This window comes from Pseudonocardia oceanicola, from assembly GCF_047200735.1.
Taxonomy (GTDB): Bacteria; Actinomycetota; Actinomycetes; order Mycobacteriales; family Pseudonocardiaceae; genus Pseudonocardia.
Genome location: NZ_JBJZON010000003.1, coordinates 149,557 through 169,445 on the forward strand (window position 1 = coordinate 149,557; position 19,889 = coordinate 169,445).

18 protein-coding genes are annotated in these 19,889 nt (G+C 72.9%); 11 read left to right on the forward strand and 7 right to left on the reverse strand.

Going from position 1 to position 19,889, the window contains the following annotated elements:
* The first annotated feature begins 2 nt into the window (after nt 1–2).
* The 5 genes from ACL02T_RS07230 (at nt 3) to ACL02T_RS07250 (ending at nt 4,080) form a co-directional block, all read left to right on the forward strand.
* Nucleotides 3–443, forward strand: a complete 441-nt coding sequence (locus ACL02T_RS07230) for a MaoC/PaaZ C-terminal domain-containing protein (RefSeq protein WP_412829874.1) — start codon at nt 3–5, stop codon at nt 441–443.
* A gap of 64 nt (nt 444–507) precedes the next feature.
* Complete coding sequence (locus ACL02T_RS07235) at nt 508–1,050, forward strand: FAS1-like dehydratase domain-containing protein (RefSeq protein WP_412829875.1); 543 nt, start codon at nt 508–510, stop codon at nt 1,048–1,050.
* Entirely contained in the window at nt 1,047–1,490 is a 444-nt protein-coding gene (locus tag ACL02T_RS07240) for a MaoC/PaaZ C-terminal domain-containing protein (protein ID WP_185717132.1), read from the forward strand. The genes ACL02T_RS07235 and ACL02T_RS07240 overlap by 4 nt, the downstream gene beginning before the upstream one ends.
* 2 nt (nt 1,491–1,492) lie before the next feature.
* The gene (locus ACL02T_RS07245) at nt 1,493–2,890 is read left to right on the forward strand and encodes an OB-fold domain-containing protein (protein WP_412829876.1); all 1,398 of its coding nucleotides are present in this window, start codon (nt 1,493–1,495) and stop codon (nt 2,888–2,890) included.
* A 2-nt stretch (nt 2,891–2,892) separates the two neighbouring features.
* Entirely contained in the window at nt 2,893–4,080 is a 1,188-nt protein-coding gene (locus ACL02T_RS07250) for an acetyl-CoA acetyltransferase (RefSeq protein ID WP_412829877.1), read from the forward strand.
* Between the two features lie 54 nt (nt 4,081–4,134).
* On the opposite strand, the gene ACL02T_RS07255 is transcribed toward ACL02T_RS07250, so the two are convergent.
* The 4 genes from ACL02T_RS07255 to ACL02T_RS07270 all read right to left on the reverse strand — a co-directional run bounded on the left by ACL02T_RS07255 (nt 4,135) and on the right by ACL02T_RS07270 (nt 9,017).
* Nucleotides 4,135–5,754, reverse strand: a complete 1,620-nt coding sequence (locus ACL02T_RS07255; protein ID WP_412829878.1) for a flavin-containing monooxygenase — start codon at nt 5,752–5,754, stop codon at nt 4,135–4,137.
* 137 nt (nt 5,755–5,891) lie between these two features.
* Nucleotides 5,892–7,037, reverse strand: a complete 1,146-nt coding sequence (locus ACL02T_RS07260; RefSeq protein WP_412829879.1) for an acyl-CoA dehydrogenase family protein — start codon at nt 7,035–7,037, stop codon at nt 5,892–5,894.
* 4 nt (nt 7,038–7,041) lie between these two features.
* Nucleotides 7,042–7,854: an enoyl-CoA hydratase/isomerase family protein gene (locus tag ACL02T_RS07265; protein WP_412829880.1), complete on the reverse strand. Its 813-nt coding sequence runs from the start codon at nt 7,852–7,854 to the stop codon at nt 7,042–7,044.
* Nucleotides 7,854–9,017 (reverse strand): acyl-CoA dehydrogenase family protein, encoded by a 1,164-nt coding sequence (locus ACL02T_RS07270; protein WP_412829881.1) that lies wholly within the window; start codon nt 9,015–9,017, stop codon nt 7,854–7,856. The genes ACL02T_RS07265 and ACL02T_RS07270 overlap by 1 nt, the downstream gene beginning before the upstream one ends.
* 96 nt (nt 9,018–9,113) lie before the next feature.
* Between ACL02T_RS07270 and ACL02T_RS07275 the strand changes: the two genes are divergently transcribed.
* The gene (locus ACL02T_RS07275) at nt 9,114–10,745 is read left to right on the forward strand and encodes an acetate--CoA ligase (RefSeq protein ID WP_412829882.1); all 1,632 of its coding nucleotides are present in this window, start codon (nt 9,114–9,116) and stop codon (nt 10,743–10,745) included.
* 11 nt (nt 10,746–10,756) lie between these two features.
* Here ACL02T_RS07275 and ACL02T_RS07280 read toward each other — a convergent pair whose 3' ends face one another.
* Nucleotides 10,757–12,085 (reverse strand): IS110 family RNA-guided transposase, encoded by a 1,329-nt coding sequence (locus ACL02T_RS07280; protein ID WP_412829883.1) that lies wholly within the window; start codon nt 12,083–12,085, stop codon nt 10,757–10,759.
* 251 nt (nt 12,086–12,336) lie between these two features.
* On the opposite strand from ACL02T_RS07280, the gene ACL02T_RS07285 reads away from it, so the two are divergent.
* Nucleotides 12,337–13,257 carry an alpha/beta hydrolase gene (locus ACL02T_RS07285; RefSeq protein WP_412829884.1) on the forward strand — a complete coding sequence of 307 codons (921 nt, stop codon included), beginning with the start codon at nt 12,337–12,339 and terminating at the stop codon, nt 13,255–13,257.
* A gap of 49 nt (nt 13,258–13,306) precedes the next feature.
* On the opposite strand, the gene ACL02T_RS07290 is transcribed toward ACL02T_RS07285, so the two are convergent.
* Nucleotides 13,307–14,530 carry a cytochrome P450 gene (locus tag ACL02T_RS07290; RefSeq protein WP_412829885.1) on the reverse strand — a complete coding sequence of 408 codons (1,224 nt, stop codon included), beginning with the start codon at nt 14,528–14,530 and terminating at the stop codon, nt 13,307–13,309.
* Between the two features lie 76 nt (nt 14,531–14,606).
* Complete coding sequence (locus ACL02T_RS07295) at nt 14,607–15,467, reverse strand: PaaX family transcriptional regulator (RefSeq protein ID WP_412829886.1); 861 nt, start codon at nt 15,465–15,467, stop codon at nt 14,607–14,609.
* 126 nt (nt 15,468–15,593) lie between these two features.
* Here ACL02T_RS07295 and ACL02T_RS07300 point away from each other — a divergent pair, with 126 nt between their 5' ends.
* Genes ACL02T_RS07300 through ACL02T_RS07315 form a run of 4 tightly spaced genes read left to right on the forward strand, consistent with a single transcriptional unit; the run spans nt 15,594 to nt 19,826 of the window.
* Nucleotides 15,594–17,132: a class I adenylate-forming enzyme family protein gene (locus ACL02T_RS07300; protein WP_412829887.1), complete on the forward strand. Its 1,539-nt coding sequence runs from the start codon at nt 15,594–15,596 to the stop codon at nt 17,130–17,132.
* 24 nt (nt 17,133–17,156) lie between these two features.
* Complete coding sequence (locus tag ACL02T_RS07305; RefSeq protein ID WP_185717121.1) at nt 17,157–17,909, forward strand: SDR family NAD(P)-dependent oxidoreductase; 753 nt, start codon at nt 17,157–17,159, stop codon at nt 17,907–17,909.
* 38 nt (nt 17,910–17,947) lie between these two features.
* The gene (locus ACL02T_RS07310) at nt 17,948–19,027 is read left to right on the forward strand and encodes a hypothetical protein (protein ID WP_412829888.1); all 1,080 of its coding nucleotides are present in this window, start codon (nt 17,948–17,950) and stop codon (nt 19,025–19,027) included.
* 16 nt (nt 19,028–19,043) lie between these two features.
* Nucleotides 19,044–19,826: an enoyl-CoA hydratase/isomerase family protein gene (locus ACL02T_RS07315; RefSeq protein WP_412829889.1), complete on the forward strand. Its 783-nt coding sequence runs from the start codon at nt 19,044–19,046 to the stop codon at nt 19,824–19,826.
* The last annotated feature ends 63 nt before the right edge of the window (nt 19,827–19,889 follow it).

A 19,889-nucleotide genomic window follows, 5' to 3' on the forward strand; every position in this document is an offset into this window, starting at 1 on the left:
CGATGAGCAGCAGCACCCGGGTGGCGACCCCCACCGCGCCCGTCGCCCTCGCCGTCGGCGACGAGATGCCGGCCTCGGAGTTCGGCCCGCTGACCCGTTCGCACATCGTCCGGTACGCCGGCGCCGGCGGGGACTTCAACCCGATCCACCACGACGAGGAGTTCGCGCGCTCGGCCGGGATGCCCGGGGTGTTCGGGATGGGCCTGCTGCACGGCGGCCTGCTCGGGCAGCGGCTGGCGGCCTGGGTGGGCCTGGCGGCCGTCCGGGCCTACCGGATCCGCTTCACCGGTCAGGTCTGGCCCGGTGACGTGCTGGGCTTCACCGGCACCGTCACCGGCGTCCGCGAGCAGGACGGCGAACGGCTCGCCGACCTCGCCCTGGTCGTGACCCGCCAGAACGGCGACCCGGCGATCAGGGCGACCGCCGTCGCGCGGATCGCCTAGTGCGCCGACCAGCGGACCGGTCCGGCTCTCCGACCGGACCGCACCACCGACGGAAAGGACGAGCGTGAGCTCTTCGACCACCGACGACGTCACCGGCCTCGGGATGGCCTTCGGGACGATCGAGGAGGGCCGGGCCTGGGCCGGTCGGACCTCGGAGCCCAAGCAGGCCTGGTTCCCGATCGACCGGTCGATGGTCCTGTACTACTGCTCGCTGGTGGAGGACGCGAACCCGCGGTACTGGGAGGGTGACGAGTGCCCGCCCGGCCTGCTGATGACCCTGGGCTTCAACCCCCAGTGGACCCCCGAGCACCTGCACCGCGAGGACTCGCTGTTCGCGCTCAACGTGCCGCTGCCCGGACACCACATCATCAACGCCTCCACCACCACCGAGCTGGAGCGCCGGCCGCGGGTCGGCGACCACGTGTCGATCGTCGAGGAGATCGTGTCGGTGTCGCCGGAGAAGACGACCCGGATCGGCACCGGGGTGTTCATCACCTCGCTGACCACCTACCGCGACCAGCACGGCGAGGTCATCGCGCGCAACACGAACGTGCTGTTCCGCTACGACATCGCGGACACCGCTGCCGGGACCGAGGAGCAGGCATGACCACCAGCACCGCCGCGGGACTGCGGTTCGACGACGTCGCGGTCGGCGACGAGATCACCCCGGTCTCGATCCCGGTCACCTACAAGCGGATCTGCATGAACGCCGCGTCCACCTGGGACTGGTTCCCCGGCCACCACGATCCGGAGTACGCACGCAGCCAGGGCCAGCGGACGATCTACCTCTCGACCCTGTTCTTCCACGGTTTCATCGACCGCGGCCTCGGTGACTGGGCCGGTCCGGACGCGCTGCTGCGCCGCCGCAAGATCTCGATGATCAGGTCGATCTACCCGGGACAGACCGCGACCCTCACCGGCCGCGTCGTCGGCAAGCGCGAGGTGGACGGCACCGGCCTGGTCGACCTGGAGCTGATGGTCTCCAGCGAGGAGGGGCCGTGCGTGCCCAGCGAGGCGACCCTGCAGCTCCCGACCGGGATGGGATGATCATGAGCTCCGACGCGCGGCGCGGCATCGTCTCCTACGGCGCCTATCTCCCCTACCACCGCCTCGACCGGACGTCGATCCGGTCGACCCTCGGCCAGGGCGGGGGCGCCGGCACCCGCACCGTGGCCGGCTACGACGAGGACTCGACGTCGATGGGCGTCGAGGCGGCCCGGCGGGCCCTGTGGGGCGCGCCGACGCCCGAGTCCCTCTACTTCGCCACCACCGCGCCCGCCTACGCCGACAAGACCAACGCCACCGCGATCCACGCGGCGGTCGGCGGCAGCCGGGAGGGATTCGCCACCGACCTCGGAGCGGCGGTCCGCGGCGCGTCCGGCGCCCTGCGGGCCGCCGCGGCCACCGGCGGGATGGCCGTGCTGTCCGACATCCGGACCGGGCGTCCCGGCTCGGCGGACGAGTCGGCCGGTGGCGACGGGGCCGTCGCCTTCGGGTTCGGCACCGGCGAGCGGGTCGTCGCCGAGATCCTCGCCCAGGCCTCGGTGTCCGCGGAGTTCCTGGACCGCTGGCGGGTGCCGGGCGAGCCCTACAGCCGGGTGTGGGAGGAACGCTTCGGCACCCAGGCCTACCTGCCGCTGATCACCGACGCGGTGACCCGGGCCCTCAAGTCCGCGCAGGTCGAGGCGCCGACCCACGTCATCGTGTCCTCCCCCCAGGCCCGGGCGGCCCGGGCGGCGCTCGGTGCGTTCCCGAAGGCCTCGCGCGCCGACGGGCTGGAGCAGGAGGTCGGGTTCGCCGGTGCCGCACACGCGGGCCTGGTGCTGGCCGACGTCCTGGACCGGGCCGCGCCGGGCGACACCGTCCTGCTCGTCGTGGCCGCCGACGGGGCCGACGCCACGGTCCTGCGGGTGACCGACGCGATCACCCGCCGCCCCACCGGCGACGGGGTGCGCGACCAGCTCGCCGTCTCCCGCGAGGTGTCCTACCCGGACTTCCTGACCTGGCGCGGGTTCCTGGACCGCGAACCCCCGCGCCGCCCCGACCCGGAGCGGCCCGCCGGGCCGCCCGCGGCCCGCTCCCAGCGCTGGAAGTACGCGTTCGAGGGCTCGCGCTGCCTGGCCTGCTCGACGGTCAACGTCCCCCCGCAGCGGGTGTGCGTGCACTGCGGCACGGTCGACCGCGCCGAGCCGGTCCCGCTGGCGGCCACCCGGGCCACCGTCGCCACGTTCACCATCGACAAGCTGGCCTTCTCCCTCGCCCCGCCCGTCGTCGACGTCGTCATCGACTTCGACGGCGGCGGCCGCTACGGGTGCCAGCTCGCCGACGCCGACCCGGCCGCGGTCGCGATCGGCGACCGGGTGGAGATGACCTTCCGCCGCTTCCACACCGCCGGCGGCGTGCACAACTACTTCTGGAAGGCACGTCCCGTCAGGAAGGAGCACTAGTCATGGCCAGCAACGGTATCCGCGACAAGGTCGCCATCGTCGGCATGGGGTGCACCCCCTTCGGCGAGCACTGGGACCGCTCGGTCGACGACCTGCTCATCGACGCCGTCACCGAGTGCATCGGCTCGGTGCCCGGCGTCGAGAAGGACGACATCGACGCCTTCTGGCTCGGCACGATGGGGTCGGGGTCCTCCGGCCTCACCCTGTCCCGGCCGCTCAAGATCGGCTACAAGCCGGTCACCCGCGTGGAGAACTACTGCGCCACCGGTTCGGAGTCGTTCCGCAACGCCGCCTACGCGGTGGCGTCGGGCGCCTACGACTGCGTGATGGCCGTCGGGGTGGAGAAGCTCAAGGACTCCGGGTTCTCCGGTCTGGTCATCCCGACCCCGGCGAACGACGGCACCGAGTCCGAGCTCACCGCACCCGCGATGTTCTCGCTGCTGGCCCCGTCGTACTCGAAGAAGTACGGGGTCGACGCGGACGCGATGAAGGAGGTGATGACCCACATCGCCTGGAAGAACCACGTCAACGGGGCGCGCAACCCACGCGCGCAGTTCCGCTCCGAGGTCGCGAAGGAGACGATCTCCTGCTCGCCGCTGGTGGCCGGCCAGCTCGGCATCTTCGACTGCTCGGGGGTGTCCGACGGCGCGGCCGCGGCCCTGATCGTGCGGGCCGAGGACGCGCACCGCTACACCGACCGGCCGATCTACATCAAGGCGCTGTCGTTCGTCGCCGGCCCGGCCGAGGGCCCGCTCGACCCCGCCTACGACTACACGACGTTCACCGAGGTCGTGCGCTGCGCCGAGGACGCCTACGCGCAGGCCGGGGTGAAGGACCCGCGCACCGAGATCTCGATGGCCGAGGTGCACGACTGCTTCACCCCCACCGAGCTGGTGCTGATGGAGGACCTCGGTTTCTCCGAGCGCGGCCAGGGCTGGAAGGACGTCCTGGACGGCTTCTTCGACCTCGACGGCGGCCTGCCGGTCAACCCCGACGGCGGCCTGAAGTCCTTCGGCCACCCGATCGGCGCCAGCGGGCTGCGGATGCTGTTCGAGATGTGGCTGCAGCTGCGCGGCGAGGCCGGTGAGCGGCAGCTCGCGAGCCCCCGGCTCGGGATGACGCACAACCTCGGCGGCGCGCCGGGTGCCTGCGTCTCGTTCGCCTCGATCGTCGGGGCCGAGCGCGACTGACGCCCCGGGTCCCCCGCCGTCGGGCCGGCGTCGCCGCCGACCCGACGGCACCGGTCAGGTGATCGTGAACCCCGCGTAGTCCTTCGCGGCCGACTCCTCCCACTTCGTCAGGTAGGTGGGCAGGCCGCCCGGGTAGTTGAGCATCTGCCGGGTCTTGCCGGGGATGTTGGCCCCCATGTACCAGGAGTCGGCCCGGTCGAACAGCGAGGGCACCACCAGCTCGGCCACGTGCTCGCGCCAGGCGTTCTCCGCGTCGACCTCGGCCTCGACCCGGGTGCGGCCGCTGCGCAGCAGGTCGTCGATCATCCGGACGATCAGCTCGCCCTGGATCTCGGCGCAGGTCGGCCCGTTGCAGAACCCCGACGGGCTCTGCGGCCCGTAGAGGAACAGCAGGTTCGGGAATCCCGCGGTGGCTACGCCCAGGTAGGCGCTGACGCCGTCGGCCCACTTCTCCCGCATGGTGATCCCGCCGGTGCCCCGGATGTCGATCGCCGTGAGCCCGCCGGTGACCGAGTCGAACCCGGTGGCGAGGACCAGCACGTCGAGCTCCACCTCGCCGGCCGCGGTCCGCACCCCGGTGGCGGTGACCTCCTCGATCGGGCTCTCCCGCAGGTCGACCAGGGTGACGTTGTCCTGGTTGTAGGCCTCGTAGTAGTTCTGCTCCAGCGACGGGCGCTTGACGCCCAGCGGGTGGATCGGGACCACCGGTGCCAGCTTCTCGGCGACCACCGGGTCGTCGATCCGCTCCCACACCTTCTTCCGCCAGAAGTCGTAGGCGGTGTCGTTGGCCGACGTGTCGAACAGCACGTCCTGGTAGGTACCGAGCCAGAAGGTGAACCCGCCCATCCCCCAGAGGCGCTCGTAGGTGGCCTCGCGCTCCTCGGCGGTGACATCCAACGCCGACACCGGCAGGAAGTCGTAGTCGAAGCCGCCGAAGGTCGTGGGGCGGATGGCGTAGCGGGCCGCCTGGCCGTCCTTGATCTCCTTCTGCTGCTCGGGGGTGAGCGTCTGCTGGCCCATCCGGAACGCCAGGTTCGGCGTGCGCTGGAAGACGGTGAGCTCGGCCGCGTCGCGGGCCGCCTCCTGGACCACCTGGACGCCGCTGGCCCCGGTGCCGATCACCCCGACGCGCTTGCCGGTCAGGTCGACGCCGGACTGCGGCCACAGACCGGTGTGGTGGCACTCGCCGCGGAAGGAGTCCAGCCCGGCGATCGGCGGGACGTAGGGCTTGGAGCCGAAGCCGGTGCACGGGACCAGGAAGGTGGCCCGCACCGTCGACCCGTCAGCGGCCCGCACGACCCACTGCGTGCGCTCCTCGTCGAACTCGGCGGAGGTGACCCGGGCGTCGAACCGGATGTCCTTGCTCAGGTCCATCTTCTCGTCGAGGTAGTCGAAGTACCTCCGGACCTCGCTCCAGTCCGGGAACCGCTCGGAGTACTCCCAGTCCTGCCAGAGGTCCTCGCGGGAGAACTGGTACATCGGCCCGTCACTGTCGACGCGGGCGCCCGGGTAGCAGTTCCAGTACCAGATGCCGCCGATCCGCGAGCCCGCCTCGTAGACCTTCACCGAGTACCCGAGCGACCGCAGCCGGTCGAGCTGGTAGATGCCGGCGAAACCGGCGCCGATCACCAGGACGTCGAGCTCCTCGACCGTGTCCGACTGGGTTTGACTCATGCATGCTCCCCTCGTGACCCCGGGCGGGTCGTCCACGCCCCGGGTCGGTGCGGTGGGCCGCGTCACACGCGCCCGGACCCCATCGTGCGTCAGACGTGGTCCGGAAAGGTGTCGCGCAACGGGACATGTGCCGGCGCTCAGCGCGGACGCAGGCCCATGCCCCGGGCGATGTGGTTGCGCTGCATCTGCGACGTGCCGGCGGTGACCGTGGTGATGCGGGCGTCCCGGAAGTGGCGCTGCATCGGGACCTCCATCATGTAGGAGTAGCCGCCCAGCACCTGCATGCCCTTGTTCGCGACGTCGACGAAGGTCTCGGACCCGAACAGCTTGGCCATCGCCACCTCCTGCCGGGCCGGCCGTCCCTGCGCGACCAGCGTCGCGGCCCGGTAGGTCAGCAACCGGGCGGCGTCCACCGCGGTCTGCATGTCGGCCAGCATGTGCGCGATCGCCTGGAAGTCGCCGATCGGCCTGCCGAACTGCTCGCGCCCCCGGGCGTGCGCCAGCGCCTGGTCGACCACGGTCTGGGCGTTGCCGACGTAGGCCGCGCAGGTCATCGTGCGCTCCAGCTCCAGGCCCGCGAGCAGGATGTCCCAGCCCCCGTGCAGCTCGCCGACGAGGTTCGCCGCGGGGACCCGGACTCCGTCGAGGAACAGCTCGAACGTGCCCATCGAGTGCCGGCCCAGCGTGTCGAGCCGGACCACCTTCAGACCCGGCGCGTCGTTGGGCACGAGGAAGCACGAGATCGCCTTACGGTCCTCGCGGCTCGTCCGGGCGAAGAGCAGGATCGTGTTGTCGGGCAGACCGGCCCCGGTGGAGAAGACCTTCTGGCCGTCGATGACGAAGTCCTCGCCGTCCGCGCGCGCGAAGGTGCGCATGGCCCCGGCGTCCGACCCGGCCTCCGGTTCGGTGATCGAGATCGACAGCCTGCGCTCGCCCCGGACGATGCCCGGCACGATCTCCCCGGCCTGCTCCGGCGAGCCGTGGCGGACCAGCAGCAGCCCGAGGAACACCGCCATCCCGTAGGCACCGGAGAGGTCGTAGCCCTTGCGGCCGATCTCCTCGGCGGTGATCACGAACTCGAGCACCCCGCCGTCCAGGCCGCCGTACCGGGCCGGGAACGGCATCGCGAGCAGGTCCATCTCGACCCAGCGGCGCCACAGCTCGTGCGGGAACAGGTGCTCCCGGTCCAGGCGCGACAGGTACTCCTCGGGCGCCTCCCGGTCCATCATCTCTCGCACGGCCGCGCGCAGCGCGTCCTGCTCGGGCGTGAAGTCGAAGTCCATCGTGCTACTCCCCGGTGAAGGTCGGTGGGCGCTTGCCGAAGAACGCCGCGACACCTTCGGCGTGGTCGCGGGAGATCTTGACGATGCCGTGCGCCATGGCCTCCATGGCCAGCACCGTGTCGAGGTCGGAGTCGAGCGAGCGGTCCAGGATCGCCTTGGACAGCGCCAGGGCCTGGGCCGGACCGGCGGCCAGGTCGGATGCCAGCGACAGGGCGGCCGACCGCATCCCGGCCAGCGGTTCCAGCCGGTTGGCCAGCCCCAGCCGCAGCGCCTCGGGGGCGTCCACGACGCGCGAGGTGTAGATCAGGTCCTTGGCGACCGACAGGCTCGCCACCCGGCGCGGCAACAGGTAGGACGCCCCGAAGTCGGGCTTGTTGGCGATCTTCAGGTATGGCATGCAGAACCGGGCGTCGTCGGCGGCGACCACCAGGTCGGCGGTCAGCGCGAGGCACATCCCGGCGCCGTAGGCATGGCCCTGCACGGCGGCCACCACCGGCTTGGGCATCCCCAGCAGCTCGCGGACCAGCGCGTTGGCCTCGGCCGCGAGGTAGGCGTACCAGCCGTAGGCACCCCGCGGGGGCTGCGCGCCGCCACTCTGGTCCCCGCCGGCGCAGAACGAGCGCCCGGACCCCTCCAGGAGCACCGCGGCGATCCCGTCGTCGGCGGCGCAGCGGGCGACGGCCGCCCGCAGCGCGCTGATGGTGGGTCCGTCGAGGGCGTTGAGCTTGCCGGGCCGGTCGAGCCGCACGACGCCGACCCGGCCGACGGACTCGACGACGACCGGCGGACCCGACCCCGCCGGGCCGGCCGCCGCCATCAGGGCCTGCCCACCAGGGCGCGCCCGATCGTGTTCTTCAGGATCTGGGTCGTCCCACCGGTGATCTTGAACATCCGCACGTCGCGGAGCATCCGCTCCAGCGGTGCCTCGGCGAAGTACCCGGCACCGCCGAGCATCTGCAGGCAGTCGTCGACGACCCGGAACGCGCCCTCGGTGGCGGCGATCTTCGCGCAGGCCGAGTGGTAGGCCGAGGTGCGGCCCGCGTCGACCTCGGAGAGCGCCCGGTAGCACAGCAACCGGGCGCCTTCGACCGCGACGGCGGCATCGGCGAGCATCCACTGCAGGCCCTGGAAGTCGGCGAGCCGGCGACCGAACTGGTGGCGGGTCCGCAGGTGGGCGATCGCGAGGTCCATCGCCCCCTGGGCGATCCCCAGCGCCATCACCCCCATCCCGACGCGGGTGGCGTTGTAGACCTCCAGCGGCCGGGTGAAGCCCTCGGTGGAGCCCGGCCGGCCCTCGATGACGACGTGGGAGGCGGGTACCCGCACCCCGTCGAAGTGCAGGTCGACCTCCTCCACGCCGCGCATCCCGAGCTTGCGCCCCATCGGGGTGACCGACACCCCCCGGCGGTCGGCGTCGACGAGCACGACGCCGATGCCCTCCGGACCCGACGGGGGTGCCGAGCCGGTCTCGACGAACCGGGCGTAGACCAGGTGCGCCGCGGCGCGGTCGCCGAAGGAGTTGTAGGTCTTGCCGCCGTCGACGACCCACTCGTCGCCGTCCCGGCGGGCGGTGGTGGTCAGCTCGTAGAGCGCCGAACCTGCCTGCGGCTCGGTCATCGCGATGGTCACCTCCGCCGTGCCGGCGGCGAGCCGCTCCAGGATCTCGCGATGGCCGGGGCCGCCGTAGGTGGCGAGGATCCGGCCGGAGACGTTCTGGTCGTGCACCAGCAGCGCCGTGTTGGCACACGCCTTGCTGATCTCCTCGACCAGCAGGTAGCACTCGACGAGGCTGGCCCCTCCGCCGCCGACGTCGGTGGGCAGCGCGGCGCCGAGCAGGCCGAGCTCGCCGAGCCGCTTGTGGTTCTCCTCGGGGTAGGTCGACTCGGTGTCCCAGCGGGCGGCCCGGGGGGCGAACTCGGCGGCGAGCGTGCGCCCGAGCTCGACCCATTCGCGCTCGCGCTCGGTCAGGGTGAAGTCCACGTCGTCCTCCCCGTCGGCGAGCAGCCTTGCCTGCCCGCACTATCAGGATGATAATCACGATGATCTAGATCACAACACCCCTGAACGGGAGTCCCCGTGACCGACGTCGACACGGACTACTACGCAGCGCTGCGCGACACCGGCAACGCCGAGATCGCCAAGGGTTTCCGGTGGCGGGTGCCGGACCGGATGAACCTCGCGGTCCAGGTGTGCGACCGTTACCGCGACTCCGGGGCCCGGGCGATCCGCTGGCTGGGGGCCGACGGGTCCGCGCGCGACATCGGCTTCGCCGAGCTGGCCGACACCTCCGACCGGGTCGCCGGCGCGCTGCGCGGGCTCGGCGTGACCCGGGGCGACCGGGTGTTCACGATGATGCCCCGGTTGCCCGTGCACTGGGCCCTGCTGCTCGGCACGCTCAAGGTCGGCGCGGTGTGGAGCTGCCTGTCCACCACGTTCGGCCCGGACGGGGTCGCCGTCCGGGTGCAGGACGCGCGGCCGAGCGTGATCGTCACCGCCCGGGCCTACGAGCCGACCGTGCGCGCGGCGGCCGCCGCCGTCGGGGCCACCGTGGTGCTGATCGACGACGACGGTCCGGGCGGCCTGACCGCCCGGCTGGCCGCTGCTCCGGCGCACGTCGAGGTGGCCGACACCACCGCCGAGGACCCGGCGTTCCTCTTCTACACCAGCGGCACCACCGGGCGACCGAAGGGCTCGGTGCACGGGCACCAGCTGCTGGTCGGGGCGCTCGCGCTGGTCGCGCTGACCCTGGAGCTGCGGCCCGAGGACGTCATGTGGCCGACCTCGGACCTGGCGTGGATCACCGGTGTCCTGCTGCCGCTGGGCTCGCTGGGCTACGGCCAGGGCTTCGTGACCTACGAGGGCGAGTTCGACGCCGCCCGCTGGTGGTCGATCATCCGGGACGAGGGCGTCACCACCCTGTTCGCGGTGCCCACCGCCTACCGGATGCTACGCTCGGGCGAGGCGGGGCTGCCGGGGGCGGGCGGGCCCGTCCCGATCCGCCGGCTCGGCACCGTCGGGGAACCGCTCGACCCCGACACCCTGGAATGGTCCAGGACCCGGTTCGGCACGCCGATCGTCGAGTGCTACGGACAGACCGAGAACGGCGCGGCGCTGTGCAGCAACCGCCCAGGCATGACCATCAAGCCCGGCAGCCTGGGCCCGGCGCTGCCGTGGCTCACCGTGGCCGTGGTCGACGACCAGGGCACCGAGCTGCCCACCGGCGAGATCGGGGAGATCGTCTCCCGGCCGGACTACCCGGCGCTCACCCAGGGCTACTGGGAGCGGCCCGAGGCCACCGCCGCCGTCCTGCGCGACGGCTGGCAGTGGACCGGCGACCTGGCCAGGATCGACGAGGACGGCTACTTCTGGTACAGCAGCCGGCGCGACGACGTCATCTCCTCGGGCGGCTACCGGATCGGGCCGACCGAGATCGAGGCGGCCCTGTTGTCGCACCCCGCGGTCGCCGAGGCCGGGGTGGTCGGCAAGCCCGACCCGCAGCGTGGCCAGATCGTCAAGGCCTGGGTCGCGCTGAACCCGGGCCACGAACCGGGCGACGAGCTGGTGGCCGAGCTCAAGGAGCACTGCAAGCGCACCGCGGGCGGCTGGAACCACCCGCGGGAGATCGGTTTCCTGGCCGAGCTGCCCAAGACCATCACCGGCAAGATCCGCCGGGTCGAGCTGCGGGCGCTCGACGCGGGGGCCCGATGAGTTGCCCTGTGTCAAGCCGCCGCCGGTTGGTCTTGGTTGAGGATGCGTTGGAGTGCTCGGTGTCGGTCGGGTTCGTAGGGGTTGTTGGTGGTCCAGCAGGCCCAGATGACTCCGACCCAGGCGCGGGCCAGGACGCGGACGGCGTGGGGGTGGTCGTGTCCTCGGGCGCGGGCTCGTCGGTAGAGATCGGCGGCCCAGGGGTTGTCGTGTCTGCTGTCGCCGGCGAAATCGCAGATCGCGTCGCGCAGTTCGCGGTCGGCGCCCCAGCGGAACGACACGGCTTTGGCCTTCCCGGACTGTCTGGTGGAGGGTGCGACCCCGGCCAGGCAGGCCATCGAGTCGGCGGTGGGGAACCGGCCGCGGGCGTCACCGATCTCGGCGAGCAGGCGGGCGGCGCGGACTCGTCCGGAACGAGGCAGGCTGGTGAAGATGGCGGCGTCGGGGTGCAGGTCGAGCTGCTCGCTGATCTGTGCGGCGAGCTCGGCGATCTGGCCGGTCAGCGCGCGCAGTACCGCGATGTAGGCGGCGGTGACCGCGGCGCTGGCGGTGGTGTCGTGGCCGGTGTGGCCGCGGGGTGCGTCGGCGAGGCGGGCGTGCAGCACGGCGGGGTCGACGCGGCCGCAGTAGCCGACCGAGGCCAGCCAGGAGCCGAACCGTCGTGGGGACAGCCAGTCCGCGCGGTCCTGGGTGGTGAAGCGTTCCAGGAAGCGCATGCTGATCTCGGAGTCGATGTCGGCGAAGAGCCCGACCGCGCCGGGGAACACGATCTGCAGGTGGGCGCGGAGTTGGTTGGCGACCGCGACGCGGTGGGCGACCAGGTCGCGGCGGGCCCGCACGGTCTGGCGCAGCGCAGTGGTGACCGGGGGGTCGACCAGCAGCGGGCGCAGGCGCCGGTGGTCGGTGCGCACGGTGTCGGCCAGGACATAGGCGTCGAAGCGGTCGTCTTTGTTCCCGGCCGAGCCGTAGCGCGACCGGAGGTTCTTGAGCTGGCCGGGTGGGATCACGAACACCACCAGCCCGGCCTGGCGCAGGGCGTCGACGACCGGGCCGTCGGGGCGTTCGATTCCGACCTCGGTCACACCGGCGCGGAGCAGGCGGCGGACCAGTTCGCGCAACCCCGCCTTGTCGTGGGTGACGGTGAACCGGGCGGTTTGTTCCCCGTCGGGGTCGACCACGGCCACCGCGTGGTCGTCCTTGGCCCAGTACACCCCGGCCGTGGGTGTAGGACCGTCGCCGGTGTCGCCGGTGTCGCCGGTGTCGCCGGTGTCGCCGGTGTCGCCGGTGCCGCCGGTGTCGCCGGTGCCGTTGTCGACGGGGGTCTTGCTCTTGGGGACACTCATGGTCGCCTCCTCGCTGTTGCAGCAGTGGGAAGGCACCCGGTGGTCCCGGGACGCGGCAGCCGGTCGCTCACTGATCGGCACTCGACGGTGCTCAGCCCTGTAGCCAGTCGGCACGTCCTGGGCCACCGGACCTCGCAGAACTCATCGCGGACCTCTCCGGTCGAGCGAGCAGGGCGATGGCCCGGTGGGAACCTCAGGTGCGCCCGAATCCTGGATCAACGATCCGACTCGGACACAAGGAGGGTGCACCAGTGAGCGACCCGGCGGCCACGGTTCCCGGCCCCCTGCTGGAGTTCCAGCTGACGCTGCGGGCACCCGACGGGATCTCCCCCGCCGCCCTGCTCGGCTCCTACGACGACTACGTCAACGCCGACGGCCCCCCGGTCGCGGCGGTGCACCACGGCGTGCCGATGCGCGAGGTGGCGGGTTGGCGGCTGGGTGCCGACATCACCGTCCCGCTCGGCGAGCCGCCCTTCACGGTGCTCGTCTACCTGCACGGCGGCGGCTGGGTGATGGGCGCACCGCACACCCATCGCCGGCTGGCCACCGAGCTGGCGGCGCTCGGCCTGCTGGTCGTCTCGGTCGACTACCGCAGGGCGCCCAAGCACCGGTTCCCGGCCGCCGTCGGGGACGCCGAGTTCGCCGTCGGCTGGGCGGCCGGGCACGCCGCGGAGTTCGGCGGCGACCCGGCCCGGATCCTGGTCGGCGGGGACTCCGCCGGGGCGAACCTCGCGGCGTGCGTGCTCACCGGTACGGCGGCGGGCCGGTCGGTCTCGGGGGCCCTGCTGCTCTACGGCGTCTACGACTACCACCGGGCCCTTCCGGTACTGGCCCCGTTGCTGGCCGGGCACGAGGCGCACACCCAGCTCTACCTGCCGCCCGGGGACTTCGAGGCCGTCCGGGGTGACCCCCGGCTCAGCCCCGAGGGGCACGGCGCCGGGATGCCGCCGACGCTGGTGGCCGTCGGCGGGCGCGACCCGCTGTGTGTCGAGTCCACGGCGTTCGCCGCGCACCTCGCCGAGGTCGGCGTCCCGCACGAGCTCGTGGTGCTCGACGGCGCACCGCACGCGTTCCTGCAGCTCCCGACGCACCCCGCACACGACGAGGGGCTCGCCGCGATCGGGCGCTTCCTGGATCGGCACGGCTTCCGCACCCCGGCACCGGAGAGCTGAGCGGGTGCCCGCCGATTCGGGACCGGGCCCGTGACCGGCCGCCGGGTGGTCAGGTCCCGACCGACACCGGGAGCTCGCGGACGGCCCTGGTCAGGATCTGCGGCTCCCAGCTCAGGTCGTCGCCGGTCAGCGCGAGATCGGGGAACCTGGCCAGCAGGGCCGGCACCGCGATCCGGGTCTCCAGCCGGGCCAGCGCCGCCCCGAGGCAGAAGTGCAGGCCCTGCCCGAAGCTGATGCCGGGTCGCCCCGGGACGCGGTCCAGGCGCAGGTCGTCCGCGCGGTCGTAGACCGCGGGGTCGCGGTTCGCGCCGGCCACCGACAGGTAGACGGTCTGTCCCCGCTCGAGCGTCACCCCCCCGCGCTCGTGGGTCCGGGCCGCGACCCGGACCATGGTCTTGACCGGCCCGTCGAAGCGGATCAGCTCCTCGACGGCCGTGTCGACGGTCTCCGGCCTGCTGCGCAGCAGGGCCGCCTGGTCGGGCCGGCCCAGCAGGGCCAGCGCCGAGTTCGCCAGCAGGTTCGTCGTCGTCTCGTGGCCGGCGAACAGCAGCAGAGTGCACGCGCCCACCAGCTCCAGCTCGCTCAGCTCGCCGGCCCCTTCCTCGGCCTGCGCGGCGAGCAGCGCGCTGACCAGGTCCTCGCCCGGGTGCTCCCGGCGGTGCCGGACCAGCCAGCTGAAGTAGTCGACGAACTCGGCGCTGCCCTCGGCCGCCCGGGCGTCGCGCCGAGGGTTGTCGGACTCGCCGAACACGATCGCGGCCAGCTTGGCCGACCAGTCCTTGAAGCGGTGCCGCTCGGCGCCCTCCACCCCCATCAGGTCCGCGATGACCAGCGCGGGCAGCGGGAACGCGAACTCGGCCTTGAGGTCGCACTCGCCCCGTTCGGCGATCCCGTCGAGCAGTTCGGCGGCGATCCGCTCGATCCCGGGGGCCAGCCGCTGGACCTGGCGCGGGGTGAACGCTCGGCGCACCGGGTTGCGCAGGAGCGCGTGGCGGGGCGGGTCGTGGAACACCATCCAGCCGCGCAGGACGTCGAACGTGGTCCCGAGGAGGGCGGCGCGGTCGGGGCTGAGCCGGGCCCAGTACGGGGTCAGCCGGTCGGAGGACAGCCGCTCGGAGTCCAGGAACGCCTCGGCCACGCCGTCGTAGCCGGTGATGATCCAGGCCCGGTGGGTGTCGCTCCAGACCACCGGGCCACGGTCCCGCAGGGCCGCGAACGTCGCGTGCGGGTCGGCGACCGCGTCGGCGGTCAGGAGATCGATGGGGGCTGCCACCGGCACAACGTACGACATCTCATCAGCGACATTCAACAGGATGTCGCATGTGAGCAGGCGACCCCCGTCCCGGCCCTCAGCCGAGCGTACCGAGCCAGGCCGCGGCGATCCGGTGGTCGGCGTCGTGCCGGCGGAAGAACAGGTCCCGGGCGTCGTGACCGGGCCAGCGGGCGGGCAGCAGGTCGGCCGGCAGCACGGGGTCGCGCAGCGCGAACTCCCGCCAGCGGTGCACCATCCGGGTCTGCTCGGTGAACACGACCGCGGGCTCGCGCTCCTCCGGCCCGCGCCGGTCGGAGAACTCGGCGGCGAAGGCGGCGTAGTCGCGGGCCAGGCCACCGAGGTCCCACGCCCGGTTCACAACCTCGAACTCGGAGCCGAGGCCGCCGATCCGGCCAACGACCGACACCGCGCTGGCGGTCAGGCCGAGCTCGTCGAGCACGTGCCGGGCGGCCTGCTCCGAGCCCACCCGCGGGGAGATCCACACACCCTGTCCGAGCGGCCCGAACCCGGCCCAGCGCAGCCGGGTGCGCAGCCGGTGCCGCAGCTCGCGCCGGGACTCGGGCACGGAGGTGACGAGCACGGTCCAGTCGCCGTTCCAGCCGGTCGGGTGCCGCCTGGCCCGGTAGACCGACTCGGCGGACTCCGCGAAGTGGTCGGCGGCCCGGGAGGTCAGCCGCCAGAGCGTGCGGCGGCCGTGCCGCTCGGCCACGAGCCAGCCGTCCCGCGCCGTCCGGGTCAGGGCCTGCCGGGCCGCGCGCTCCTCGACCCCCAGCCGGCCCAGCGCGGCGACCGCACCCGCGGTCCACAGCGCCGATCCCGGATCCCGGAGGTACTCCCCGACGACGGTGAACAGCAGCGACCGGGCGCTCCGCGACGCCCGCGGCGCGCCGTTGCCGTTCCACCCGCCGACCGGTGCCGGTCCGCCGCGCGCGTCCATCGCTCTCCCCCGGTCGTCCGACCCCTGTGCCCGCGCATGGTAGTGACGCCTTTCTACGACATTCTGTTGACGGCCGTCGCGTGCTCCAGCACACTCGACATCCACCGACGAGGAGGTCGATGACCGATGGACGTCCGGGGCCTGATGCGCCGCTCGGCGCAGCACTACGCCGAGCGGACCGCGGTGGTCTCCGGCGACCGGCGGCTCACCTTCGCGCAGGCCTGGTCGCGCGGGCTGCGGCTCGCCAACGGCCTGCTCGCGCTCGGCCTGGACCCGGGCGACCGGGTGGCGGTGCTGGAGGACAACGGCATCGGGGCGCAGGACATGTACGCGGGGGCCGCCGCGGCCGGGCTCGTCCGCGTCCCGCTCTACGCCCGCGACGCCCGCCAGGCACACGCCGACAACATGGCCGGGACGGGCTGCCGGGCGCTCGTGGTCTCGCAGCGCTACCTGCCCGACGTCGCCGGGCTGGTCGACGAGCTGCCCGACCTCGAGCACGTGCTCGTCCGCGACGACGGCTACGAGGACTGGCTGGCCGCCCAGCCCGACACCGACCCCGACCCGCGGATCGAGCCGGACGACTACTTCATCATCCGGCACACCGGCGGCACCACCGGGCGGGCGAAGGGCGTCGCGAACACGCACCGGACCTGGATCGCCTCGGGCCGGGACTGGACCTACAACCTCCCCCCGGTGCAGGTCGGTGACGTCTGCCTGCACGTCGGCCCGATCTCGCACGGCTCGGGCTACCTCTACCTCCCGATGTGGTTGCAGGGCGCCGCCAACGTCCTGCTGCCGGCCGCCGACCCGGCCGGGTGCCTGGAGGCGATGGAACGCGAGCGGGTCGGGTACATGTTCTGCGTCCCCGCGCTGCTCGGCGCCCTTACCCAGCACCCCGACGCGCAGCGCCGGGACTTCTCGGCGCTCAAGGTCGTCCTGGTCGCCGGCGCACCGATCTCGGACGCCACCGCGCTGGCCGCGCGCGACCTGTTCGGGCCGGTGCTCCACCAGCTCTACGGCCAGACCGAGGCGTTGCCGGCGTGCGCGATGGGACCGCAGGAGTGGTTCTCCACCGTCGAGGGCTCCACCCCGCTGCGCTCGGCCGGGCGACCGCTGCCGTTCGCCGAGCTGGAGATCCGCGGGCCCGACGACGAGGCGCTGCCCGTCGGGCAGGAGGGTCAGATCGCGATCCGCTGCGAGGGTCAGATGACCGGGTTCTGGAACGACCCCGAGAAGACCGCCGCCCGTCTGGTGGACGGCTGGGTGCTCTCCGGCGACGTCGGCACCATGGACGCCAACGGCTACCTCTACGTGCTCGACCGGATGGACGACATGATCATCTCGGGCGGGTTCAACATCTGGCCCGCCGAGCTGGAGAACGCCATCGCCTCCCATCCCGCGGTGCGCGAGGTGGCGGTCTTCGGCGTCCCGCACGAGCGGTGGGGCGAGACCCCGATGGCCGTCTGCGTCACCGACCCCGGGGCGGCGGTGACCGAGCAGGAGATCATCGACCTCGTCGCCGGCGCCCTGGGTTCCTACAAGAAGCCCGGCCGGGTGGAGTTCCGCACCGAGGAGCTGCCCAAGAGCCCGGTGGGCAAGCTGCAGCGCAAGGCGCTGCGCGAGCCGCACTGGGCGGGCCGGGAACGCCGCGTCTCCGGCGTCTGAGCCGGCCCTACCGACAGGAGCACCATGGATCTCGGACTCGACGGACGCGCGGCGCTGGTCACCGGCGGGGCCCGCGGGATCGGCTATGCGATCAGCGCCCTGCTCGTCGCCGAAGGGGCGAGCGTGGCCGTCGCCGACGTCGACGCCGAGGGCGCGCGGGAGGCGGCGGCGAAGCTCGGCGCCGCGGGCGGCACCGTCGTCGCGATCACCGGGGACGTCAGCGACCACGCCTCCGCCGCCGCCATGGTCGCGGAGGCGGAACGGGCGATCGGCCCGTTGGACGTCCTGGTCAACAACGCCGGGATGTGGATCGTGAAGCCGTTCACCGAGACCGGCCCGCAGGACTGGGCCCGCGAGTTCGGGGTCAACACCCACGGTGTGCTCAACATGACCCATGCGGCGCTGCCCGGCATGATCGCGCGCGGCCGGGGGTCGGTCGTCACCATCACCTCGGAGGCGGCCCGGGTCGGCGAACCCCGCACCGCCGTCTACTCCGCGGCCAAGGCCGCGGTGATCGGGTTCAGCAAGGCACTGGCCAAGGAGGTCGGGCGGCACGGCGTCCGGGTCAACTGCGTGGCGCTGGGCACCACCCGCACGCCGCAGGCGGAGGCGAGCTTTGCCCCCGAGCTGTGGGACCGCATCGCGAAGGCGTACCCGCTGGGCCGCACGGGCGAGCCCGAGGACGCGGCCGCCGCGGTCGCGTTCCTCGCCGGCGACCGCGCGTCCTGGGTGACCGGGCAGACCTACGGCGTCAACGGCGGATACGCAATGCCCTAGGACGACACCGACCCCGGCGGGGTCGGACAGGAGGCGACATGACGATCGAGATGGACCACGGCTGGACCCCACCTCCGGTGCTGGCTCCCAACATCTACCCGGTCGACTGGCGGGTCGAGGACCGCCGCGCGCTCAACGTCTACGAGCGGGCCAAGGACCTGACCTGGAACCCGACCCGCCTGGCCTGGGACACGGTCGACGTCGACGCGCTGGATCCCGAGGAGCGACTTGCCGTGGCCTACCACGGCGCGCTCGGGGCGATGTTCGAGTACGCCGCCGCACCCCAGTTCCTGCACCCGCTCTCCACGCTCTACGAGCGGCACGAGGAGCACGGCCTGATCCTGCTGTGCATGGCCACCGGCCGCGACGAGTTCGTGCACGAGGAGTTCTTTCGCCGGGTCGCCACCACGATGATCCCAGGCTTCCCGTTCGAGTTCACCCCGCGCACCGAACTGGAGCACCGCGCGGTGCAGAACCTGCGGTGGGTGGAGTGGAAGCAGTCGCGGATGTGGCCCACCTACACCGAGAAGGTCGTGCTCGGGGACAACCCGTGGCTGTTGCAGGTCAGCATCCTGGCCCCGGAGATCGTGGGGATGGTGCTGTTCGACCGCATCGTCGACGGCATCGCGTGGCCCGCGCTCAAGGAGGGCTACCGCCACGTCGACGTCGACGAACGCCGCCACGTCGCGTACGGCCGGCTGCTGTTCGAGAAGCGGATGCGCGACCGCGACCGGCCGCCGCTGGGCACCGACGAGCGCCGGTTCCTGGCCAAGCTCGCCAGCGACGGCATCCTCTACGCGATGGGGATGCTGGCCCTGCCGCAGCTGGTCACCAGCGACGAGTCCAACTTCTGGATGCGTCCCGCCGACCAGGCGCCGGGGCACTTCGCCGAGACCCACGGCCGCCTGCTGGGCCGGGCGATGCGGGTGACGACCGGCGAGGACGCCGACGCGATGTGGGAGGCCGCGCGCCCGGCGGTGAAGAAGGTCAAGTGGGTGCTGGAGCAGAACGGCATCGACGACTTCGACGACCATCTCCCGGTGTTCGAGGCCTTCCGCATCGGGGCCCGCGAGCGCAGCCTGGAGGAGGACTACACCACCGATCTCCTTGCCCGGTGACGGGACGGGCCGGGGCATGACCCGGACGGGGCCCCCGGCGCAGCCGGGTCCGGACACCCCCGGCCTGCACGTCGACCGGGACGGCCCGGTGTGGACCGTCCGGCTCGACCGGCCCCGGACTCGCAACGCCCTCGACCCGGCCACCGCCGAGGCGTTGGCCCGGGTGTGGTCCGACGTCGATGCCGATCCCGCCGCGCGCGTCGTCGTGCTCACCGGCACCGGGTCGGTCTTCTGCTCGGGAGCCGACCTGCGGGAGATCGGCGACCCCGGTGCCGCGCTCGCGGTACTGGAGGCCTTGCTGCTGGGACCGACCCGGATCGGGGTCCCGGTGGTGGCGGCCGTCAACGGAGGGTGCTTCGGGGGCGGCATGTCCCTGCTGCTCGCCTGCGACCTGCGCCTCGCGGCGTCGAGCGCGCGGTTCGGTACGCAGGCCGCCCGGATGGGCCTCTACCCGTTCGGCGCGGTCGGGGCGCTCACCCGCGAGATCGGTACGGCCGCCGCCGCGGACCTGCTGCTCACCGGCCGCCACTTCGACGCCGCCGAGGCCGCCGGGCTGGGCGTCGTCGGGCGCGTGTGCGCGCCGGAGGATCTCGGCCGCCGAGGCGCGGGCCCTCGCCGCGGTGATCGCCGGCAACGCGCCGCTGACCGTCGCCGCGATCAAGCGCACCTACTCCGCGGAGCACCGCCGGGCGTCGCCGCCGAGCGCGACGCCGCGCTCGCGGTGCTGGCCTCCGACGATGCCCGGGAGGGCGCCGCGGCCTTCCTGGCACGCCGCCCGGCCCGGTTCCTCGGGCGGTGACGACGGTGCGGCCACCTGTCCGGCCCGCGACCCGTTGCCACCATGCCGACCGGTCAGTATGGT

What these genes read in the sequence shown, in the direction of transcription:
- ACL02T_RS07230 (WP_412829874.1), top strand. Translation starts at nt 3, where the DNA reads ATGAGCAGCAGCACCCGGGTGGCGACCCCCACCGCGCCCGTCGCCCTC.
- ACL02T_RS07300 (WP_412829887.1), top strand. Translation starts at nt 15,594, where the DNA reads ATGGACGTCCGGGGCCTGATGCGCCGCTCGGCGCAGCACTACGCCGAG.
- ACL02T_RS07280 (WP_412829883.1), bottom strand. Translation starts at nt 12,085, where the DNA reads ATGAGTGTCCCCAAGAGCAAGACCCCCGTCGACAACGGCACCGGCGAC.
- ACL02T_RS07240 (WP_185717132.1), top strand. Translation starts at nt 1,047, where the DNA reads ATGACCACCAGCACCGCCGCGGGACTGCGGTTCGACGACGTCGCGGTC.
- ACL02T_RS07315 (WP_412829889.1), top strand. Translation starts at nt 19,044, where the DNA reads ATGACCCGGACGGGGCCCCCGGCGCAGCCGGGTCCGGACACCCCCGGC.
- ACL02T_RS07265 (WP_412829880.1), bottom strand. Translation starts at nt 7,854, where the DNA reads ATGGCGGCGGCCGGCCCGGCGGGGTCGGGTCCGCCGGTCGTCGTCGAG.
- ACL02T_RS07255 (WP_412829878.1), bottom strand. Translation starts at nt 5,754, where the DNA reads ATGAGTCAAACCCAGTCGGACACGGTCGAGGAGCTCGACGTCCTGGTG.
- ACL02T_RS07310 (WP_412829888.1), top strand. Translation starts at nt 17,948, where the DNA reads ATGACGATCGAGATGGACCACGGCTGGACCCCACCTCCGGTGCTGGCT.
- ACL02T_RS07245 (WP_412829876.1), top strand. Translation starts at nt 1,493, where the DNA reads ATGAGCTCCGACGCGCGGCGCGGCATCGTCTCCTACGGCGCCTATCTC.
- ACL02T_RS07295 (WP_412829886.1), bottom strand. Translation starts at nt 15,467, where the DNA reads ATGGACGCGCGCGGCGGACCGGCACCGGTCGGCGGGTGGAACGGCAAC.
- ACL02T_RS07305 (WP_185717121.1), top strand. Translation starts at nt 17,157, where the DNA reads ATGGATCTCGGACTCGACGGACGCGCGGCGCTGGTCACCGGCGGGGCC.
- ACL02T_RS07260 (WP_412829879.1), bottom strand. Translation starts at nt 7,037, where the DNA reads ATGGACTTCGACTTCACGCCCGAGCAGGACGCGCTGCGCGCGGCCGTG.
- ACL02T_RS07250 (WP_412829877.1), top strand. Translation starts at nt 2,893, where the DNA reads ATGGCCAGCAACGGTATCCGCGACAAGGTCGCCATCGTCGGCATGGGG.